General features: G+C 38.7%; 18 protein-coding genes and 2 pseudogenes. All 20 read right to left on the bottom strand.

Annotated elements, in window-relative coordinates; genetic code table 11:
• A complete protein-coding gene (gene fliS, locus J7E81_RS21720) occupies window positions 1–378 on the bottom strand; it encodes a flagellar export chaperone FliS (RefSeq protein WP_215045533.1) in 378 nt (125 codons plus the stop codon).
• A 21-nt stretch (window positions 379–399) separates the two neighbouring features.
• The gene (locus J7E81_RS21715; RefSeq protein ID WP_215045532.1) at window positions 400–726 is read right to left on the bottom strand and encodes a flagellar protein FlaG; all 327 of its coding nucleotides are present in this window, start codon (window positions 724–726) and stop codon (window positions 400–402) included.
• 303 nt (window positions 727–1,029) lie between these two features.
• Window positions 1,030–1,947, bottom strand: a complete 918-nt coding sequence (locus tag J7E81_RS21710) for a hypothetical protein (RefSeq protein ID WP_215045531.1) — start codon at window positions 1,945–1,947, stop codon at window positions 1,030–1,032.
• Between the two features lie 314 nt (window positions 1,948–2,261).
• Window positions 2,262–2,876 carry a flagellar brake protein gene (locus J7E81_RS21705; RefSeq protein WP_215045530.1) on the bottom strand — a complete coding sequence of 205 codons (615 nt, stop codon included), beginning with the start codon at window positions 2,874–2,876 and terminating at the stop codon, window positions 2,262–2,264.
• 73 nt (window positions 2,877–2,949) lie between these two features.
• Entirely contained in the window at window positions 2,950–5,058 is a 2,109-nt protein-coding gene (locus J7E81_RS21700; protein WP_215045529.1) for a sensor domain-containing protein, read from the bottom strand.
• Between the two features lie 116 nt (window positions 5,059–5,174).
• Entirely contained in the window at window positions 5,175–6,071 is an 897-nt protein-coding gene (flgL, locus tag J7E81_RS21695; protein WP_215045528.1) for a flagellar hook-associated protein FlgL, read from the bottom strand.
• A gap of 14 nt (window positions 6,072–6,085) precedes the next feature.
• Window positions 6,086–7,549 carry a flagellar hook-associated protein FlgK gene (gene flgK, locus J7E81_RS21690; protein ID WP_215045527.1) on the bottom strand — a complete coding sequence of 488 codons (1,464 nt, stop codon included), beginning with the start codon at window positions 7,547–7,549 and terminating at the stop codon, window positions 6,086–6,088.
• An 18-nt stretch (window positions 7,550–7,567) separates the two neighbouring features.
• Window positions 7,568–8,053, bottom strand: coding sequence for a flagellar protein FlgN (locus J7E81_RS21685; RefSeq protein ID WP_215045526.1), 486 nt, complete (start codon window positions 8,051–8,053; stop codon window positions 7,568–7,570).
• Between the two features lie 12 nt (window positions 8,054–8,065).
• The gene (gene flgM, locus J7E81_RS21680; RefSeq protein WP_215045525.1) at window positions 8,066–8,341 is read right to left on the bottom strand and encodes a flagellar biosynthesis anti-sigma factor FlgM; all 276 of its coding nucleotides are present in this window, start codon (window positions 8,339–8,341) and stop codon (window positions 8,066–8,068) included.
• 235 nt (window positions 8,342–8,576) lie between these two features.
• Window positions 8,577–9,152, bottom strand: coding sequence for a DUF6470 family protein (locus tag J7E81_RS21675; protein WP_215045524.1), 576 nt, complete (start codon window positions 9,150–9,152; stop codon window positions 8,577–8,579).
• 59 nt (window positions 9,153–9,211) lie between these two features.
• On the bottom strand, window positions 9,212–10,075 hold the full coding sequence (locus J7E81_RS31390; protein ID WP_374104080.1) for a methyl-accepting chemotaxis protein: 864 nt from the start codon (window positions 10,073–10,075) through the stop codon (window positions 9,212–9,214).
• Between the two features lie 78 nt (window positions 10,076–10,153).
• A pseudogene (locus tag J7E81_RS31385) lies at window positions 10,154–11,134 on the bottom strand (HAMP domain-containing protein); the annotation flags it as partial.
• Between the two features lie 413 nt (window positions 11,135–11,547).
• Window positions 11,548–11,661: pseudogene (locus J7E81_RS21665) on the bottom strand (flagellin); the annotation flags it as partial.
• A 344-nt stretch (window positions 11,662–12,005) separates the two neighbouring features.
• Window positions 12,006–13,184 carry a flagellin N-terminal helical domain-containing protein gene (locus tag J7E81_RS21660; RefSeq protein ID WP_215045522.1) on the bottom strand — a complete coding sequence of 393 codons (1,179 nt, stop codon included), beginning with the start codon at window positions 13,182–13,184 and terminating at the stop codon, window positions 12,006–12,008.
• Between the two features lie 135 nt (window positions 13,185–13,319).
• Window positions 13,320–13,643 (bottom strand): carbon storage regulator, encoded by a 324-nt coding sequence (locus tag J7E81_RS21655; RefSeq protein ID WP_215045521.1) that lies wholly within the window; start codon window positions 13,641–13,643, stop codon window positions 13,320–13,322.
• Window positions 13,644–14,028: 385 nt separating this feature from the next.
• Window positions 14,029–15,606 (bottom strand): flagellar filament capping protein FliD, encoded by a 1,578-nt coding sequence (fliD, locus tag J7E81_RS21650; protein WP_215045520.1) that lies wholly within the window; start codon window positions 15,604–15,606, stop codon window positions 14,029–14,031.
• Between the two features lie 155 nt (window positions 15,607–15,761).
• On the bottom strand, window positions 15,762–16,616 hold the full coding sequence (locus J7E81_RS21645; protein WP_215045519.1) for a flagellar hook-basal body protein: 855 nt from the start codon (window positions 16,614–16,616) through the stop codon (window positions 15,762–15,764).
• Window positions 16,617–16,644: 28 nt separating this feature from the next.
• Window positions 16,645–17,523: a flagellar hook-basal body protein gene (locus tag J7E81_RS21640; RefSeq protein WP_215045518.1), complete on the bottom strand. Its 879-nt coding sequence runs from the start codon at window positions 17,521–17,523 to the stop codon at window positions 16,645–16,647.
• A gap of 33 nt (window positions 17,524–17,556) precedes the next feature.
• A complete protein-coding gene (locus J7E81_RS21635; RefSeq protein ID WP_215045517.1) occupies window positions 17,557–17,985 on the bottom strand; it encodes a flagellar basal body-associated FliL family protein in 429 nt (142 codons plus the stop codon).
• Window positions 17,986–18,005: 20 nt separating this feature from the next.
• Window positions 18,006–18,449, bottom strand: a complete 444-nt coding sequence (locus J7E81_RS21630) for a YaaR family protein (RefSeq protein ID WP_215045516.1) — start codon at window positions 18,447–18,449, stop codon at window positions 18,006–18,008.
• Window positions 18,450–18,635 lie beyond the last annotated feature (186 nt).

Here is an 18,635-nt window from a genome sequence, read left to right as displayed (position 1 = left end):
TTAGTTACCTGTTTTCACTTTTTTCATAGCTGTTCCCCAAGTTTCTGCTAATTCTACAGCATGTCCTTCAACATCCTCTAAGATCTCAACATTTTTATGTAAATTAGCCTGAATAAGCTGATATTTCATATAATCATAAATCGGCAGCAACGAATCAGAAATAGCGTTTCCTGGTTTCAGTGTTACCATTAGTTCCGTTATTATATCTTGCGCTCTAATATTATAGCTATGAGACTCTTCTACCTTATTATTTTGCAGGGCGAGTTTGCTTAATCGAATAAATTTGATTATTCCTTGATAGAGCATCAATGTTAAATCCTCGGGTTTTGCTGTAGTCACTGCTTGTTTTTGATAAGTTTGATAGGGGTTCTTGATCATTTTGATATCATTCCTTTCTCATTATATACTTTGGTCAAAAAGAATTCCTATAAATTTTTTCATCTCGGAAAAGTAATCTAATATTTCTTTTGAAGGAATCTCTCGGATAACCTGATCTGTTTTGGAATCAATAACTTTAACATAATACTGTTCGGCCTCCTTATGATAGGTAAACTTTAAAAAGTGTTGGGATTGCTCTGCAGCAATGCTATTCAGCTGCTCAACTGCTTCTATTAAATCCTTTTCAGATTGTGGTTGTTGCTCAGCGTCTTTATTAGTCGCTTCACTCTTTTGCCGTTGATCATTTCCGTTGTAGGCTTGGACCGAAGGGATATTAGGTATTTTCATATACGCCCTCCATTCTTTTTATTAATCTTTATCGGCAGAATCAACCATAAGTTTACGGTCATTTTAATAAATGGCTGTGTTAATCTTGATTGTTGATTTCCGCTCCAGGCGGCTTCGCTTTCCGCGGGCGTGCCGGGGAGCCTCCTCGGCGCTTGCGCCTGCGGGGTCTCCCCGGCCCCGTACTCCCGCAGGAGTCTTCGCCGCCTTCCGCTCCAATCAACAGGCTAAAAAATCAACAATAACCTTTAACATAGCCCAATAAAAAAAAGGGATACTCCCATTAGGAATACCCCTTTCCTTAACTTAGCCGCTGACGTTTTGAACCATTCCAAATTCATCAATAATATAATTAAGCCGCTTGTTATAAGATTTTAGATTTTGAATCTTCGCGGCATCACCTAATTTGTTAAATGCCTGTATTTCTTTTGCCAGCTTCGCTAACTCCAGCTGCAATCTATCATTGCGTTCCTTTTCCAGACATAATTGTTGCTCTTTAAGTCGTAATGATTCTCTTAATGCCTCTTTTTCATGAGAGATTTCTGACTTGAAAGTTTCGATTTCTTGCATTGCATCTTGATTTCCAAGTGCCATGTTGGATAATTGGTGCAAACTGCCAATAAGGCTGTTTAAGTTTAAACCAGGCAGCTGTTGGGCATTTGAAATTAGACCAGACAGGCTGTCAAGTAAATCCTCGCTTCCCTCTTGATCCTCAGTCCTATTTCGAGAAGGTTTAGATACAGGAACAACAGCTTTTGGATGCTCCGTTGCTACTTCAGTGGCTATTACAGGAACCTCATCATAGTTAATTGTTTTAAAAGAATAGCTGTTTTGGTTTACGGCTTTCTTATCCTTCGCCTTAATAAGGTTATAATATTTGTAATTAACCGATTGATATCCACGATTTAATAGCTGTGCCACTTCCTCTAGTATTTCCGTAATATTAAGGGCACCTTCTTCTTGCCGCTCTTTAATATAGTGGAACATGAACTCAATTTCGGTCTTAGTCCATTTACGATTTACCTTTTTTGCATCATCAGCGGAAGAATTTCCATGTTCTAAACTTGAAATGCTGACCATCATTAAGTTATTAAAGTACCAGACTAATGTTCCAGGCTTTAAGTTATTTGTAACTTCAAGGTCATGAATGAAAGTTTCTTCCGATCCAACCGCTTGATTCGTAATCTTCTCCTTTACCTCAAAGAGCGCCTTTTTTAAACTCATGAAAATACCTCCTTATATTTGAAATGTGCAGCTTTTTTATTCTAATATAATAATTTTTTATTAGGGATTTTGATTAATAAAAGATGCTTTTATACTACACTATTCGTTTTAAAGATTTTTTTTTGAGGGTACAATCAAAAAGAATAAAAAAATAAATATAAAAAAGAAGGGCTATATTTTTCAAACTAAACTTATCTAAGTCTATTATATGAAATTTGTATTTTTTTGTAAACCCTTTGGTTAATTTTACCTACAAATTATTGGAATTTGTTCAAATAAAACCCTCCTTTTTAAAGAGGGTTTTATTTTCATATTTATCGCATTTGACGCTGTCGTTCAAAACAATATTGGACTATTTTTGATTGGTCACGTTGATTAACGTGGGTAAACTCAATTGCAATGTTTTTTATATTATCATGTTCAGTTGGGTCGATTCGTTTCACTTGGCCTTTAAAAGCAATAGCCTCCGTAACTTTGCTTTGAACGTTGGGAACAAATAAAGTCCCGGAGACCCCTTCCCCTTTGGTAAAGGATACGTCTGTATTAGAAGCAAACAAAGCTCCACCTGCACTAATATTAATCGTCGTTAACTCCAGGTCATTTAGGTTCAGTTTTAAATTGGTATACACTCGGAAATTATCACGCCGCTGAACTTTTTTAATCCTATCATTACTAGGTTTGATGACCCGATACAGGCGAATCGTGTCATTTTTACGACCAACAATTTTCGTATGAAAACGATAAAGACTACCAGATGTAATATAAGTTATCTCTAATTCTGTTCCGTCCGGCAAAAATCCAATTAAATCTGCCTCCACTGGAAAGCCAATCAAAATCTCATTCTCATCTATTTCAGCTACGATGGAACGATAGGATTGGTCTTCATTTGGAACGTTTAAGAAGATATTTTGATTTATCTTAGGAAACATCTTGCCAAAGCACCTTCTTTTCTATTTCTATATAAGAGAATCTCTCTCTATAAAGCTTGTTTGAAGTGTAAAATTATAACTCTACTAGATTATCATGCAATAAGACTTCAATATTTTCCATATTTAAGGGTCTGCCAATTAAATAGCCTTGAGCCTGATGACAACCATGCTCCGCTAAGAACTCCATTTGCTCATTTGTTTCTACACCCTCTGCAATTACGGTCATATTCAGGCTTTTTCCCATTGCAATAATCGCCTTGGTAATCGCACGATCTTCGTCCTTAACGGTTATATCATTGATAAACGACTTATCAATTTTTAAGGTCTCAACCGGTAACTTTTTTAAATAACTCAGAGAGGAATAACCTGTTCCAAAATCATCTATGGACAGAGTTATACCCATATTTTTTATCTCATCCAATACCGACATCACAATTTCTAAATTTTCCATAATGATAGATTCAGTGATCTCTAATTCCAACCATTTGGGTTTCAATTCAGTTTCTCGTAGTATTTGGTTGATGTCGAATAAAAGACCGTCATATTGAAACTGCTTGGTTGATAGGTTCACAGCCATCTGAACATATAAACCTTTCGCTTTTTGCCAATATTTATTTTGTTTGCATGCCTCTTGTAAGACCCATTTACCAATTGGAATAATAAGTCCAGACTCTTCTGCAATGGGGATAAACTTATCAGGCGGTACATTGCCTAGTTTTGGGTTATTCCAGCGTAGTAATGCTTCCACTCCTGTAATTTTATCCTGCTTTATATCCAATTTGGGCTGATAGACTAAATATAACTCATTCTTATCAAGGGCTTTACGGAGAAGACTTTCTATTTCTAAGCGTTCCTGCGACTTAACACTCATTTCCGGAGTGAAAATTTCATAGGTGTTTTTCCCCTTACTTTTTGCTCCATACATCGCATTATCTGCATGACTTAATAACGTTTTAACATTTACACCGTCTTCCGGAAAAAAACTAATTCCAATACTTGCTGTCACATGCAGTTCATGAGTCGCCAACACAATCGGCCTTTCCAGAATTGCAAGAATCTTTTGCGCTAAATCCACTGCTTGAAATAATGTAGCATGGGGCATCCAAATCGCAAACTCATCCCCGCCCATCCTTGAAAGAACAGCTGGTCTTAGAATATTGCGTTTTAGCAGCTCAGCCACCTCTCTAATCAGTTCATCCCCCACTGCATGTCCTAAACTGTCATTAATCGTTTTGAAACCATCTAAATCTAAAAACAGCAGTGATGCCGTTTTGATCTCCACACTATTCATATCTAGATCCATTTGTTTTTGGAAATACATCCTGTTGGGCAGCTTCGTCAAGAAATCGTGATTAGCATGATATTCAATTGCCTGTTCCTTTAGTACTTTATCGGTTATTTCTGTTGATACTCCAAGAACAAGCTCACATTCACCATCAGAAGAAACAATCGGTATTTTCGACAATTGAAACCAACGGCGCTTCCCATCCTTATCAAGCATCAGACAATCTGAGAAAATCTGTTCCTGCTGCTGATTCATCACAGTTTTGTCGCTATCAAAGTACTCCCAAGCGGTTTTTACATCATATAAATCAAAAACCGTAAGATTTTGAATATTTTCGATTGTATCATGATGTGCGTCAGCAAATGCTTTATTTACAAGCGTAAATTCCCCGTGCCGATTTCGTATAAAAATCAGATTATGGCTTTGATCGAGTAATTGACTCAAGATTAATTGTTGTTCTTTTACGAGACAATCCATATTTAGGATTGTTTTTTTTTGATTACGGATATTATCGATCACTTTATTAAAATCAGTTGCAAGACGGCCTATTACAGCATTCGTTTTTGAATCAAGTATATGCTCGTATTTCCCCACTGTGGCGGAATTAACGGGTTCAAAAAAAAACTTAATCGGTTGCATATTTCGATAGGTATAAAAATAAAGGAATAAAAACAGTATGGGTAAAATCCAATAGGTGGACTGCCATATCCAATGATAAAAGGAATCAAAGCTCGCAGCAATAACGGATTGGTACGATGCTTTTGTTAATTGTATAAGACTGCTTTGTATGGTTAAGAAAGCGATCGTTACAATTAAGATTACCAGTATAAAATTACGAAAGTATAATTTCCAAAAGAAGTTATGAAACTCCGACCCAACAGGGTGTTTATTTTTCATCACTTTTCCACTCGTTTTTTTGACTTTTATAACACTAGCCGTACGGTTCCTTAAAAGGCCGTCATCTGACTAGTTACATAGATAGCTGTGCTTTTTACTATGAATTTCATGTCTATTTACCTTAAAAAGTCCATTAATGTTGGCTGGATTATTCTTGCTCCTACCGATAGGGCGGCCTTTTGGACATTTTCCTGTGACTTTAAATTGGTAATAACCACAGAAATGTCAGCATCCTCTTCTTGTGAGAGTAAAGAAGTGGTTGAAACCTCTAGTCCATCAATCCTCGAGGCACTTAATTCCATCCTGTTCATTCTTGCTCCTAATTCGGCTCGTTCTTTCAGTATATTATCGATTTGGCTATCTAATTTATCTAAACTACCAGAAGTCGATGGTTTAGTAGAACGAAATTCTGATACGAGTTGATCCAGTAATTTAAAGATTCCTTGGCTCCCGTCCCCCTGATAGTTAAAGACATCTGTCCCAAGAACATTTATTTGAACATTATTGTTTTGACCTACCTGCAACTCGAGTTTCTGATTATTTGAATTGGTAAACTGTTTTGTTTCTGCGTCATATGGCGGCGTCTTTACAGCTGTTCCGGCAAAGATGTATCTTCCAGCTATTTGTGAGTTGGCAATTTCACCAAGATGCTCTTTTAATTGGTCAAGTTCTTCGGCAATGGCTGTCCGAGCACTTGCATCATTCGTACCATTTTCCCCTTGAACAGTTAGTTCTCTTACTCGTTGTAGAACCTGGGTAACTTGATCCATTGCTTCATCCGTTGTCGTCATCCAAGAGGTCCCATCATCTGTATTTCGCTTATATTGATCGATCTGGTTTAGCGCTGAACGGTAGGTCATTCCCCGGACAGCCGTTACCGGGTCATCCGAAGGTTTATTAATTTTTTTTCCAGAGGAAAGTTGGGTTTGATATTTATCCATCGCTTTATTGCTTCGCTGCAGGTTAAACATCATATTTGAGTTCAACATATTTTGTGTGATTCGTGTGCTCATCTTACTCCCTCCTCCTATAATCCGGCCCGGCCCATACCGTTAATAATTTTATCTAAACATTCATCCATGACATTCACGACACGTGCTGCTGCATTGTATGCTTGCTGATATTTAATCATATTGGCCATTTCTTCATCCAATGAAACACCCGATACAGACTGGCGGCGATTTTCGACTTGATTAATGATCACTTCCGAGTTTTCCTGCATCCTGCTTGCTTGCTGTGAGTCAATTCCGAGCTGACCAATCATATTGCTATAGAAATCAGCCGCTGTAGAGGTCATTCCTGGAAGGGGTTTCGACTTTAAATCCGCCATTTCCTGAGCGTTTTGTCCATTGCCTGTAGAGGATGTCCCATTCGCTTCCTCTTTTGCAGCAGCAATCAAATCAAGAGAGTTCATAATCGCTGCATTTACTTGGATATCCTTTGCAGTCGTTCCTGTAAAAAAGTCAACACCCTGAGCTGATTGGGTTACTACCCCGCCATTCGTCACAACCAAATTTTGCCCATTATTGTGAACTGTATTAACAGCATTAACAAATCCTGCCACTAATTGATTTAGTTTATTTTTATAATCAGGCAGCGTCCCTTTTCCATCGACCCCAAACGATTCCAGTCTTCCTAGTAATTCACCGGATTCTAATTTAATCGTTTTATCACCGATTTGGACGTTTGTTACCGTCTCTGTTCCATCTGCTGTTGAACTATAGCCAATGGTTAACTTATCGGCTTTTTGGCCTGAAACTAACAGTTCCCCGCCAACCGAAACATTCACCATTCCCGTTGCTGAAGGGGCGCTTACTTTCACATCAACCAGTTTAGAAAGTTGATCTAGCAGCAAATCTCGTTGATCGTATAAATCATTAGGCTGGTAATTATTTGGTACAATCCGAGAGATTTGGTCATTGAGGCTGGCGACCTGTGTTGCCAATGAGTTGATTTCACTCGTTTTCGTTTCAATCACATTTTTGAGGTCAGTTTGCATTTGGTCTAACGAATTAGCAAATTGATTAAATGTATCAGCGAGCGCTACCCCGCGCTGCCTTAACACCGCCCGAACTGCTGAACTGTCTGGATTTTTCGCCAGCTCCTGCCAAGCATTCCAGAATTCATCCATCGAATTAGCTAAACCGGTGTCAGATGGTTCATTCATAATCTCTTCTACTTTGGATAAAGTATCACTTTTAGCTTCCCAGTATCCCAGATTTTTGTTTTCTCCACGATATTGAACATCCAAATAATCTTCTCTTAATCGAACGAGCTTATTTACTTCTACCCCTGTTCCTAATTGAGCAGGAGATGTACCGTTATTCATTCCTGGAGCCGGAAGGGCATTTGTTGCCTGCATTTCCGCACGTTGACGTGTATACCCGGCTGTATTGGCATTGGCAATGTTTTGACCAGTGGTTGATAGCGCTGCTTGTTGTGCATACAAAGCTCTTTTTCCTAGCTCTAAACCATGAAATGTGGAAGTCAACCTTTTCCCTCCTATCCGTTATATTTTTGCATCTAATAAACTGGAATATCGTTTTGCTGCCTTTGGTCCATAGCCAATGGCTTGTTCTTTAGGAATAAGAATTCCCATGGCAAATTGAACATAGGATAATGATGTTTGAATTAATTGTTGATTACTTTCATTTATATGGGTTATTTCATAAACAAGGTCACGTAATTGTTTGGAAATCAGGTTTATTTTTATCTCTAAAGCCTGGTCGATTACCGTGTTTAATACTTCTTCTATTGTATATAAATGGCTAGAGCAGCCTTTGTTTTCCATATATTCTTGAACAATCTCTTTTCTTTTTTGTTCTAGTTTTTGAATTTCATCAGCGCAAGAACTTTCTCGATAGACAAGGGTTTGAAGCCCCTGAATATTCCCTTCCACGAGAGTCGCTCTTTTTTCTTTGGCTATTTGGAGTAATCGACTGTGTGCACCGATCATCATTTCCAGTGTTTCGATTAGCTGGTTCAGGGCTTGCATGTTCTAACCCCTTTACTCTTCATTTTTGTTCCAGAAATCAAGCATTTTATCTGCTACTTTACTGCTATCTACTTTGTAGGTTCCATTTGCGATTTGCTGTTTCAGTTCTTGAACTCGCTGTTGACGCTGCGCTTGTTCAGACATCATTGCTTGTGACATTTCACGGCCGCGTGATGATATTTTAACCTCTACTGATGCCGAAGTTTTCTTTGGCAGTTCTGTTACTTTCGATTGGTTCTGTTGATTTTGGTAGGAAATATAACGATATTTCGATTCATCGATACGCATGGATTGTTCCTCCTATTCCCTTTTTAGTTATTATCGGCCTTATTCGATAAAAGTTTAGGGCCCTTGTGAAAAAAGAAAACAGTATTTTATACCAAAGGACAAAATACTGTTTTCTGTATGGTAGTATGAAATCCGCCTTTTCAGCAACTTTTAAACCTCTATGATTATAGCAAAAAAACCATTCTTCATCATCAAAATCTAAATTTTTTATAACCTTCATATTTTCGTTAGTAACTTAAGATTCCCTATTCACATTTCCACCGACAAAATCAATTTTAAGTGACTGCATCTGCCTCATATAGACTTCTGTTTTTCCAGGAGTATAGTGGTGGACAGGCTTATTCACCTTGGCCTCTACTTCAGCTCCACCTAACTTCCAATCTATTTGAATCTCTGCGGGGTTATACTGAATATGAACGGACCCATAGCTCGGAATAAAGGCAATGGTAAAATCAGCAGGAGGAGGGTTGCCTTTTTCTTCTGCAATTGACACGATGGCATCCCCCTTATGCTCGATACTAGCCAGTTGATCACCTTCCTGGGCCGTTTCAGCAATAGCCTCTAAGGCTTCTTGTTGCGAAAATTCAGCTATATCCCTCGTTAACACACTAATAGGTTTGAATCCAAGCTGATTCCAAGCCTCTTCTTGATCGATGATCATCTCTGATGGCTTGCGGTCAATCGTCATTGCAGCTGGTGTTTGTTTTATGGATAGTTCTGCCGCAGGCTGCTCTATTTCCTGTACAGGCTGTGTAGTCCGCAGGCCAATTAAAGCATTGGTCTGCGTGATGCTAATTTGCGGGATAGGCATTAAGGCACCACCTTAACTATTTGAAAAAGAGGAGCGTCGACAAGCTCCTCTTCCCATTATTATAATTTAAACTTCTTCAGTTCATTTTCGAGTTGTTCTGATAGCTCTTTTAGACCATTTGCATGGATGGTGAACGATTGCATGGTTGCTGAAATTTGTTCTGCAGACGCCGAGACTTCATCCGTAGCAGCAGCGGTCTGTTCGGAAACGCTCGAGATACTATCCATCTCTTGGCTAACTGCCTCTTTATTGGATTGACTCTGTCTAATCGTTCCCTGAACTTCTTCTACCTTTTCGGCCAAATTATGAATAGCTGATAAAATGTCAGTGAAAATCGCTCTCGTTTCAGTCACTGCCACATCCTGTGCCGATACGGCCTGATTGGTTTGTTCCATTGCTTGGACAGCTTTTTTAACAACGGACTTAATACTTTCAACAATTCGTTTTATTTCAACCGCAGAAGCTTTTGATTGTTCTGCTAAATTTCGGACTTCATTCGCAACAACTGCAAACCCTCGTCCATGTTCCCCTGCCCGAGCGGATTCAATGGAAGCATTGAGTGAGAGTAGGTTTGTTTGGTCCGTAATTTTGGCAATAACCTCAATGATGGCGTTTATTTCTTCCATTCGTACATCAACCTCATTGACAATTGTTGCCACTTCTGTGGTTGATGTTTTTGTTTCTGCTGATTTATCCGTTAATAACTCTACTTGGGTTAAGCCTTTGTTGCTCAATTCCATCGAAAGTTTGGAAGCATTGTTCATATCGTTAGTGGCATGTGAGATTTCATCCAATTGCTCGGACAATGCTCTCATCTGTCCAGAACTTACATTGATATTTTTTGCTTGCAGATTTGCCCCTTGGGCGATTTCACCGATCGCTAAGGCGACTTCTGATAAAGCAGCTGTCGTTTCTCTTGTCATGTTAGATAAGTTTGCAGAGGTTTCTAAAACAGCTTTTGATGTTCCTTCCACTGTTTGAAGTGATGAAGTCAGCTCTTCCATCGTATGATTAAAGCTTTGTTCCAGTTCCTTAAATTCATCGTTTGTTTTTACTGATACTCTGCCGGTAAAGTCCCCTGCTGAGGCCGCTTCAAGGGCACCTTTTACGGAATTAATATTGTTAGAAATACTTTTCCCAATAAGGTATGCCACAAGAGCAGATATCAGTGCAAAGATAGCTGTTAAGATCCAGCCCATGGTCTTAATATGGTTTGCGCCAGATGTGATCTCCGACTTTTCTAATGTAGAAACAAACTTCCAGCCTGTTTTTTGATTGGTTGTAAACGCCGAAAATTTGTCTGATCCTTTAAAGGTATACTCGCTATAGCCCTCAGTTTTCTGAGATACGTCCTTCCATAGCGCAAGATCCTTCGCACTTTCTCCTAATAAACTTTTATCTGGGTGAGCAATATAATTACCATCTGGACCGATAACAGTCATATACCCGTTCTTGCCAATTTTAATGTCCTTAAGTTCGTTGGAAAAGCTCGTGACATCTAAATCTATTGCAGCAACACCGACAGATGCACCGTTCTTGTCCTTAACAGCTTGAGCAACAGTGATGATGATTTGTTTTGAAATAGCATCCTGATAGGCAGGGCTATAATAAACCGCTCCATCTTTCGCGATGGCACCCTTGTACCAATCCCGCCCAGTTGGGTCGTAACCCGCTGGAAGCTCTTGCTTAGGGGCTAATATCATTTCTTTTTTTGAAGATGCAAAATAAACATTTGAATACTCTTTACTCGTTTTCTGGGTGCCTTCTAATAAAAAGAATCCGTAGGTGGCGTTGTTTGGATTTTGATAAAATTCTGTAAAATTAATATTATGAGACAATAAACTTAATTGATTCGCCACACCTTGCATTTTGTAATCTAAGCTTTTACTTGCCTGTATAGTGGCTTGTTTCGTCGATTGCGATACCTCAGCGGTTAAATCGTTTTTCGTGATCACGTTGGATATTAAGGTTATTGCAATCATTGGAACTAATGCCACTGCCACCATCCCTGCAATCAATTTGGTTTTGGCGCTGTTCCACTTGAACCTTGTGTTCGTACTTCTCTCCTTTTTCATGCTGTACCCCCTGATTTCTTGTTGGTTGTTTTACTAGACCCTCGAGTTATGTGTGAATGATCCAGCTTAAACTCCCGCTTTGCTTCTACTTTATTTATCGGAAGAGTTCTAGAGGAGTTTAACGGATATTTTGTGGATTATTTCTTTTAAAATAAAAAAAGGCTTGTTGAGGCTTCAACAAGCTGTGCAAATCGTATTGCAACAATATGTAGTTGTGATAGGTTTTTTGAAAGTATTGCTTTATAGAAAAAAGAGAAAATAAATTATCAATTAAAGAGTTTAAAGAGGCTTTGGTAAAAGCAAAGCCTCTTTTAAGTCTATTAGCGAAGAAGTTGTAGAACTCCTTGTGGTTGCTGATTTGCTTGCGCCAGCATTGCTTGTGCTGCTTGAGAAAGAATCGAGTTCTTAGTTTGGTTCATCATTTCTTTCGCCATCGTGCGAACATTTATTTTCATAAATGACTAGACTATATCTTCACCCTCTAGCATTCTAGTAGGGGCCGGGCACTTCGGATTCACAATGCTGATGATCATTGTTTCACCTATGGATTTCATCATCATAGCTTGCGCCTTAGATGGTCTATCCTAGTCGTTGAACCTTCTCCACTCTTTCGAGACAGGAGCTTGGCTGCTGATTGCCCAATCTTTTCTTTTTTCAAACCATCACGCTTGTCGTTTCCAACTACGTTGTGGTAAGAAAAGTTCTAAGGGGTTTCCAGCAATTCACCCGATAATGATCTCTAGCCGTTACCAGCTAGGACGACTGTGCTTGTTACTGATTAGGCAGCTAAAGCATAATCTACGTCACGGATACGAGATTCCGCAGCAGTTAGGTTTTCAGAAGATGTGTTTAGGTTGTTAATTGTATGTTCTAAACGGTTTTGAGTAGCACCTAGTTTTGAACGTTCAGCCGAAACCTTTTGGATTGCTTCGTCAATAACTTTTACTGCTACATCTGCTTGACCTTGGTTGCCTACTTTAAGATCTTTTACTCCTAAAGCTGATGCCCCCATATCTTTAATTGCCAAGTTAATGTTTTGGCCAGTATTAGCACCGATTTGGAATGTTGCTGAACCATCGGAGTGTACGTCAGTTGCTTGTTGTGTCTCAGAAAAACTAGAAAGGGCGTTCGTTGCTCCAGTTCTAACATTACCACTGGCATCTTTAACTGTGATAGTTAAACCATGAATGGCACCAGCTTCACCAAGATTTGATGCAGTTGCATTTAAACTACCCTTTGCATCAACTGTAAGAGCAAAGTTAGTATCATCAGTTGAACCACCGTCTGTTGTTTCCAATTGAGCAACAGTTAAAGATGCTGGTGTAGCTGCACCATCAGAATTTGTAAATGTATTGGTTACCGTTTGACCATTTTTTACATAAGATACTTCTATAGTATCTCCTAATTGGATACCCAAATTATTTCCATCTTTGTCAGTTAACGCATCTAATTTAGTTGTTAATGCTACTGGAGTAGATGCACCTGCTTTAAGCGCACTATTACCTTGAATATTTGCTTGTGAAACAGTAGTTTTATCCATTGAACCGTCTAATAAATTCTTTGTATTGAATTGAGTTGTACTTGCAATACGGTCGATCTCTTTACCTAATTGATCCATTTCATCTTGAATACTTTTTCTGTCCTGGTCTGTGTTTGTATCATTTGCTGCTTGAGTAGCCAACTCACGTTGACGTTGTAAAATATCATGAGTTTCATTTAATGCACCTTCTGCAGTTTGAATCAAAGATGTTGCATCCTGTGCATTTTTTGAAGCCATATCCAAACCACGGATTTGACCGCGCATTTTTTCTGAGATTGCTAGACCAGCCGCATCATCTGCAGCACTATTAATGCGAAGACCAGATGATAATTTTTCCATTGATTTAGATTGTGCATTTGAAGCACTGTTCAACTTACTTAGAGTGTTAAGTGCTGTGATATTGTGATTAATTTGCATAAATACTTCCTCCTTAAAATATAATAATTTTTTGCGGAAATTTCCCCCCGCGAGAATTTATATATAATGAACCCACATAGGGTTATTACCAAAAGAATTAAGCCTTTATTACAATATTCTATTTTTATTAACTACCTACCAAGGTTTTGTGCTTTCATAAATTTCTTCACGAAAGATACTAATTTCCTTTGGGGCATTAATGGCGAATCTCAATAAACCTGACCGTGTTTGGATAAGGGCAATTTCTACATTGTCACCTATTAGCAAGGTCTCTCCAATTTGTCGGTCTTTATTATTAATCTTCTCTAATTTGTAGCTACTCTGTTTTACTCGAGATTTTCGAGTGGAAGTTGTTGCATTAATAGCGAGTTTGGGCTTTGTTCCAATTTGAAGAAGGGTAACTTTTATGTCACTATCAATTATCACAGATTGTCCAATCTCTCTACCTACAATCAACATGTGCCATCCTCCATTTTTGTACCAAGTAATACCCAAGTAATCCAAAGAATTATCTTAATTATCATCCACTCTTCGTTATTTCCTTTATCGGTCCATCAGAAGATTAGTTTAGTATGTAATTATGAATTAAGACGCATAATTTTTAGATTTCGCAGCTATTTTAATAACTTGGTATGTTTATTATCGGAAGACCAAAGATTTTGTTTAGAATAATTAAAAAGGAATTTAAATAAGTCTCAAAAGCCTCTAAATTACTAGCTCTAATATGGATTATCGGAAGAGAAGATAAATATGTTTAGGGATTTTTTTTTAGATTACATAAAAAAACAAACCATTGACAGCAGGGTAATGGTTCGTTTTTTACAAATTATTTTATATAAATTTACTATCCCAGTTGTTGTGTTAACCAAGAACTTTGAGTATTCAGCTTTTGCAGTGCACTCTCCATTGCATTAAACTTTGTCCATAAGCTTTGTTCTTGAGTATCCAACCGATCTTGCATTGATGATATTCTCTCATTGAGTGAGGTTGCCTCTTTCGCTAGATTACTGGTTAAAGAAATAGTCCCCGCTGTTCCTGCAATTGTTGTTAATTTTGATAAACTGTCATTAATACGATCATAAAGCCGAACTCCAAAGCCACTATTCTTGTATTTTGTTGTACTTGTAACAGTTGTATCTGAAGCAATTTTTGTATCATACTTCTTAGAAAACAATGCTTGGACATCGGCCAAGTTACTATTTAATAATGATTTAAGCTTGGCCTCATCCAGAGTCAACTTACCATTATCTTTGTAGTAGGTACTTGTTGTAATACCAATTTCCGCTAGAGAGTCAAATGATGAGTTAGCCCCGCCAACCGCTTCGCTTAGACTTGACCGAATCTGTGTTAAGAATTGTCTAATGGTAGGGTCATTGGCTAAAAGACCACTCTTTGCTTTATCTTCCCAAAGCTTGATATCCTCATCCTTCATATCTTTCTTTTGGTCATCGGTTAACGGCGGATAGTCGTGGTACTTTGTTTCTGATAATTTGCTATTTAAATCCGTGATTAGCTCATTGTATTTATCGACAAACGTCTTAATTTTATCGAAAACTTTATCTGTATCCGAAACGGTGTTGATGGCGACCGGATCGGTATTGGTTATATTTGCCTTTAAATTAATTTGAACCCCATCAAAGGTAAAAGTATTAGTTGAGATATTAATTTTAGTACCATTGATCACAACCGAGCCTGGTACAGCATCTAAACCGTCCGTAAATGTTCCTTGGTCAAAAAGTGAAACGCTAGTGGTACTAGTTCCATCAGATAACGTTTTTGGCGTGGTAGTTGTGGTACCCTCTTTGATATTTAATAATGAAGCATTACCTGTATAGCCAGATATCGTAATGGAATTGTCTTTCCCTGTTCCGGTGGTACTAAGAACCAACGACCCACCGACATTTGCAGCTTTTACATTTGTAGAAGTACTCATCGAGTTAATTGCAGCAATCGCTTGATCATATGTACTACTGCTCGGTATTTTTACTGTATAACCGTTTAATTTAAATTCTATATCACTTGGTGTTTGGTCTTTTGAAAAAATAGGGTCGGTCCCATTTAGTGTCGTACCAAAACTCACTAAACCTCCCATAGCAGGTTTTGCTTGCGTTGCTTCTGTTATCGAAAAGTTTTTCAAAGTTGATGTACCAGCCATTGAAACATCAACACTTGAACTGCTAGAGGTTACTTTTTGGGCATTAAATGTTCCCTCGAGTCTCAAATCCTGCATCGCATCCCGAAAGCTCGCTATTTTTGTATTGATTTCGCGGTAAGCATCCGTTTTCCAGGTATTGATTTGTTTCGCCTGCTGAAGCTTGACTAGCGGTACTCTATTTGCTTTCATTAAACCACTTACAATACTTTCCGTATCCATTCCTGACGCTAATCCGGATACGTGAGTGGTCAGATTAACACTTGCCATAATATGCAATCCCCCTTCATTTTCATCATAGAAGGATATCCCTTCAAAAGTCGTAAAGTGCCTTATTGCGTTTTATCGACTATAAACAGAAAAAGTTTAGTCGATTTTTACCCTAATAAAACAAAAAGAGACGTAACGCTACGTCTCTTACCAATTTACTTCATTATACTATTCGCAATCCCCATCATCTGGTCAGCATACGAAACTGCTCTGGCATTCAATTGAAAGCCACGCTGCGTTGTCATTAAATCCGTCATTTCTTCTGATAAATCTACATTGGAGCCCTCCAAATAACCGGATGAAAGCTGTACCTCGCCCGGTGCCATCATTCTTACATAGTTTGCTGCACCGGCTCCATTCGATAATGCAGTGGGGTTAATAGTAAATTCATTATTCCCCATGTTCTGTAAAACATGTGGATTTTGAATATCAACAATCCCCACTTGCTGTCCAGATAAAAACGCAGCCCCTTGACCATTTTTATTACGTAATTGAATCTGTCCATTAGAATTAATACTCACTTCATTCTGCCCATCGAGCTGAATTGGTTGACCATTTTGGTCTAACAAATAACCGCCATTTGCATTGACCAAGTGATACTTACCGGATTGGTCAGGGTCAGGGCTTAAATGAAAACTGCCATCACGTGTATACCTAATCTCTGCTGCCGTACCTTGGCCCGTAGGATATCCTACCTGGAAAAATCCATTCCCTGAAATCATTAAATCAAAGGGATTGCCTGTTTCTTGCGCTTGTCCTTGCGCCGTATCAAGCTGTGTTAACCCTGTACGAGTTCCATAGCCAACACGAATACCAGCAGGCGTAAGACGTCCTATTTCCTGACTTGTCCGAGTTTGATTATTGATTTGCGAGGCTAGTATTTCTGTAAAACTTTGTTCTCTCCGTTTAAAACCAGGTGTATTCACATTGGCAATATTGTTTGCAGAAGTATCTATTTTTTGTTGATACGCTATTAAAGCGCTTGAAGATATATACAGTGACGTATTCAAGATTGGTTTCTCCTATTCTACCATTCTATTAGCCATTTATTTTTCCAACAGAGTTTAGTTGCTCAAGAGATTGATCATAGGCACCAAGTACCTTTTGATTGGCTTCATAGCCCCGTACCGCCAGCATCATATCCGACATGGTCTGCCCAGTGTCCACATTGGATTGTTCTACATAACCCTGCTGCAAAGAAACCCCAGGATTGGCGCTGCCCGGGTCTTGTACAAATGTGAGCGGATTATTTGCCGTATAAACATTCCCGCCAGCCCTCCGCAGGTCATATGGATTATTGGCCACAGCAATCCCGATTTCGCCCACAACCTTCGTTTTAGTGGCATCACTTGGATAAGCGATAATTTGACCTTCTTGATTAATAAGCAGTTCTTCTTTCTTTAAGCTATCCGTCAGTTTGATTGGCTGATGATTCGCTCCTAATATGCGATATCCCTCTGAAGTTACTACATTGCCATTTTCATCTAAGTCCCATTTGCCATTTCTTGTGTAGCCAACCGTCCCATCCGCCAGTTGAACGGCGAAGAAAGCGGCCGGTTTTACTTGGCGTCCATTAATGGTCTGTGATGGGATTTCCTGGTCAGAAATCGCCACATCCAGGGGATTATCCGTTTGTACAAGCGGCCCTTGGGTAAAACTCGGAATTCGCTCTTGGGCATAAACACCATTTACTAGTTCACCGATTCCCACTCTTGCCCCCGGGACGTTAACTCCCTCGGGAGCCGTTCCTTGAAAGTCTTGTATTCTCTGCATTAACAATTTAGGAAACGCCCTTAGCATGGTGTCATCCTTCTTATATCCCGGTGTTTGCGCGTTCGCTAAATTATCTGCTAGTGTTTCTTGCTTTCGTTCTAGTGAAAACATCCCTGATGCAGCCGAATAAATTCCTCTTAACATGACAAATCTCCTTTCCTGATTCAATCTGGTCGATTATTGTACGATTTTTTCAATAATATATACACGAGTAATATAGTTGTGGTGAAGCTCTTTGTTAAGCTCCGTCTTTATGTTGTCTTCAAAAGCCATGATCCCATCTGGCTGATTGACCGAGTCCTTATTGATTTCATTAATATACTGAATAATAGTACTTTCCACTTGAAATCCTAGTTTGTTCAATTCTTCGGCCTGATCTTTTGTGGTGGTGACAATTTTGAATTTCGATTTAATAAATCCGCCATCCTTAAAGTTGGTGGTGATTTCTTCCGTATCGAATGATCTCGCGAGTAATTCTTCTGCTGTTGGCGCTTCTTTGGCAACGGCTTCTTTTGGTGTTTGCAGGTACTGCCAAACGAAATATCCCCCGACCCCAATCACCGTAATGATGCCAATAATGAGTAGCGATTTTAAATAAAGCTTCATTCCTTATGACCCCTTATCTATCATGTGTAGAGATTTATTAATAAGCCTTTCATTTCACCAATCCGCTCAAGAATCGATAAACCCTCTTTTTGCTGATTGAGGACCTGGTCTGTTAATTCAATCATTTTTTGATCAATCACCCGCACAGTTTTGAGTGTTTTATTGCCCCCATACAAATCCCATGACTCTGATTGATAAAGGGCTACCCCATTTTTCGATGCCTCTCCCATGAATTTCTTGACCAATTCCTTGTATTTTTGGAGTTCACGAAATGTCGGTGTTTCACTTAATTTTTGACCTTGCTGATCGATATCTTCCAAAAGTCGACTCAGATGGTCTTGGGTAATTTCTTTTGAATAGGTATTCATAATTTTTTGGAATGATGGTGATTGACTCGATACCCTTTCAGATGTAGATAGTGGGAATTCCCCTCGATTAATTCTTACCGCATCCTGAATCTTCAAGCTCAACATCCTCCTCTTTCATCCAACAAAAACTATCAAAATTTATCAAAAATTATGATGTTATTATAACTTAACATTGCTATGATTTGATATGAAAATTTTTAAAAAAATGCTCCATTCTAAAAAAACACCCAGCTAGTTAAATGCTGGCTGGGTGTGCTACGATCATAAAATGATTGTGTCCTG

The organism is Bacillus sp. ISL-18, from assembly GCF_018613415.1.
Lineage (GTDB): Bacteria > Bacillota > Bacilli > Bacillales > Cytobacillaceae > Neobacillus.
The sequence above is the reverse complement of the archived record's forward strand: the minus strand, read 5'-3'. Positions and strand labels throughout refer to the sequence as shown.

What these genes read in the sequence shown, in the direction of transcription:
- fliS (WP_215045533.1), bottom strand. Translation starts at nt 378, where the DNA reads ATGATCAAGAACCCCTATCAAACTTATCAAAAACAAGCAGTGACTACA.
- J7E81_RS21715 (WP_215045532.1), bottom strand. Translation starts at nt 726, where the DNA reads ATGAAAATACCTAATATCCCTTCGGTCCAAGCCTACAACGGAAATGAT.
- J7E81_RS21710 (WP_215045531.1), bottom strand. Translation starts at nt 1,947, where the DNA reads ATGAGTTTAAAAAAGGCGCTCTTTGAGGTAAAGGAGAAGATTACGAAT.
- J7E81_RS21705 (WP_215045530.1), bottom strand. Translation starts at nt 2,876, where the DNA reads ATGTTTCCTAAGATAAATCAAAATATCTTCTTAAACGTTCCAAATGAA.
- J7E81_RS21700 (WP_215045529.1), bottom strand. Translation starts at nt 5,058, where the DNA reads ATGAAAAATAAACACCCTGTTGGGTCGGAGTTTCATAACTTCTTTTGG.
- flgL (WP_215045528.1), bottom strand. Translation starts at nt 6,071, where the DNA reads ATGAGCACACGAATCACACAAAATATGTTGAACTCAAATATGATGTTT.
- J7E81_RS21685 (WP_215045526.1), bottom strand. Translation starts at nt 8,053, where the DNA reads ATGCAAGCCCTGAACCAGCTAATCGAAACACTGGAAATGATGATCGGT.
- flgM (WP_215045525.1), bottom strand. Translation starts at nt 8,341, where the DNA reads ATGCGTATCGATGAATCGAAATATCGTTATATTTCCTACCAAAATCAA.
- J7E81_RS21675 (WP_215045524.1), bottom strand. Translation starts at nt 9,152, where the DNA reads ATGCCTATCCCGCAAATTAGCATCACGCAGACCAATGCTTTAATTGGC.
- J7E81_RS31390 (WP_374104080.1), bottom strand. Translation starts at nt 10,075, where the DNA reads ATGACAAGAGAAACGACAGCTGCTTTATCAGAAGTCGCCTTAGCGATC.
- J7E81_RS21660 (WP_215045522.1), bottom strand. Translation starts at nt 13,184, where the DNA reads ATGCAAATTAATCACAATATCACAGCACTTAACACTCTAAGTAAGTTG.
- J7E81_RS21655 (WP_215045521.1), bottom strand. Translation starts at nt 13,643, where the DNA reads ATGTTGATTGTAGGTAGAGAGATTGGACAATCTGTGATAATTGATAGT.
- fliD (WP_215045520.1), bottom strand. Translation starts at nt 15,606, where the DNA reads ATGGCAAGTGTTAATCTGACCACTCACGTATCCGGATTAGCGTCAGGA.
- J7E81_RS21640 (WP_215045518.1), bottom strand. Translation starts at nt 17,523, where the DNA reads ATGTTAAGAGGAATTTATTCGGCTGCATCAGGGATGTTTTCACTAGAA.
- J7E81_RS21635 (WP_215045517.1), bottom strand. Translation starts at nt 17,985, where the DNA reads ATGAAGCTTTATTTAAAATCGCTACTCATTATTGGCATCATTACGGTG.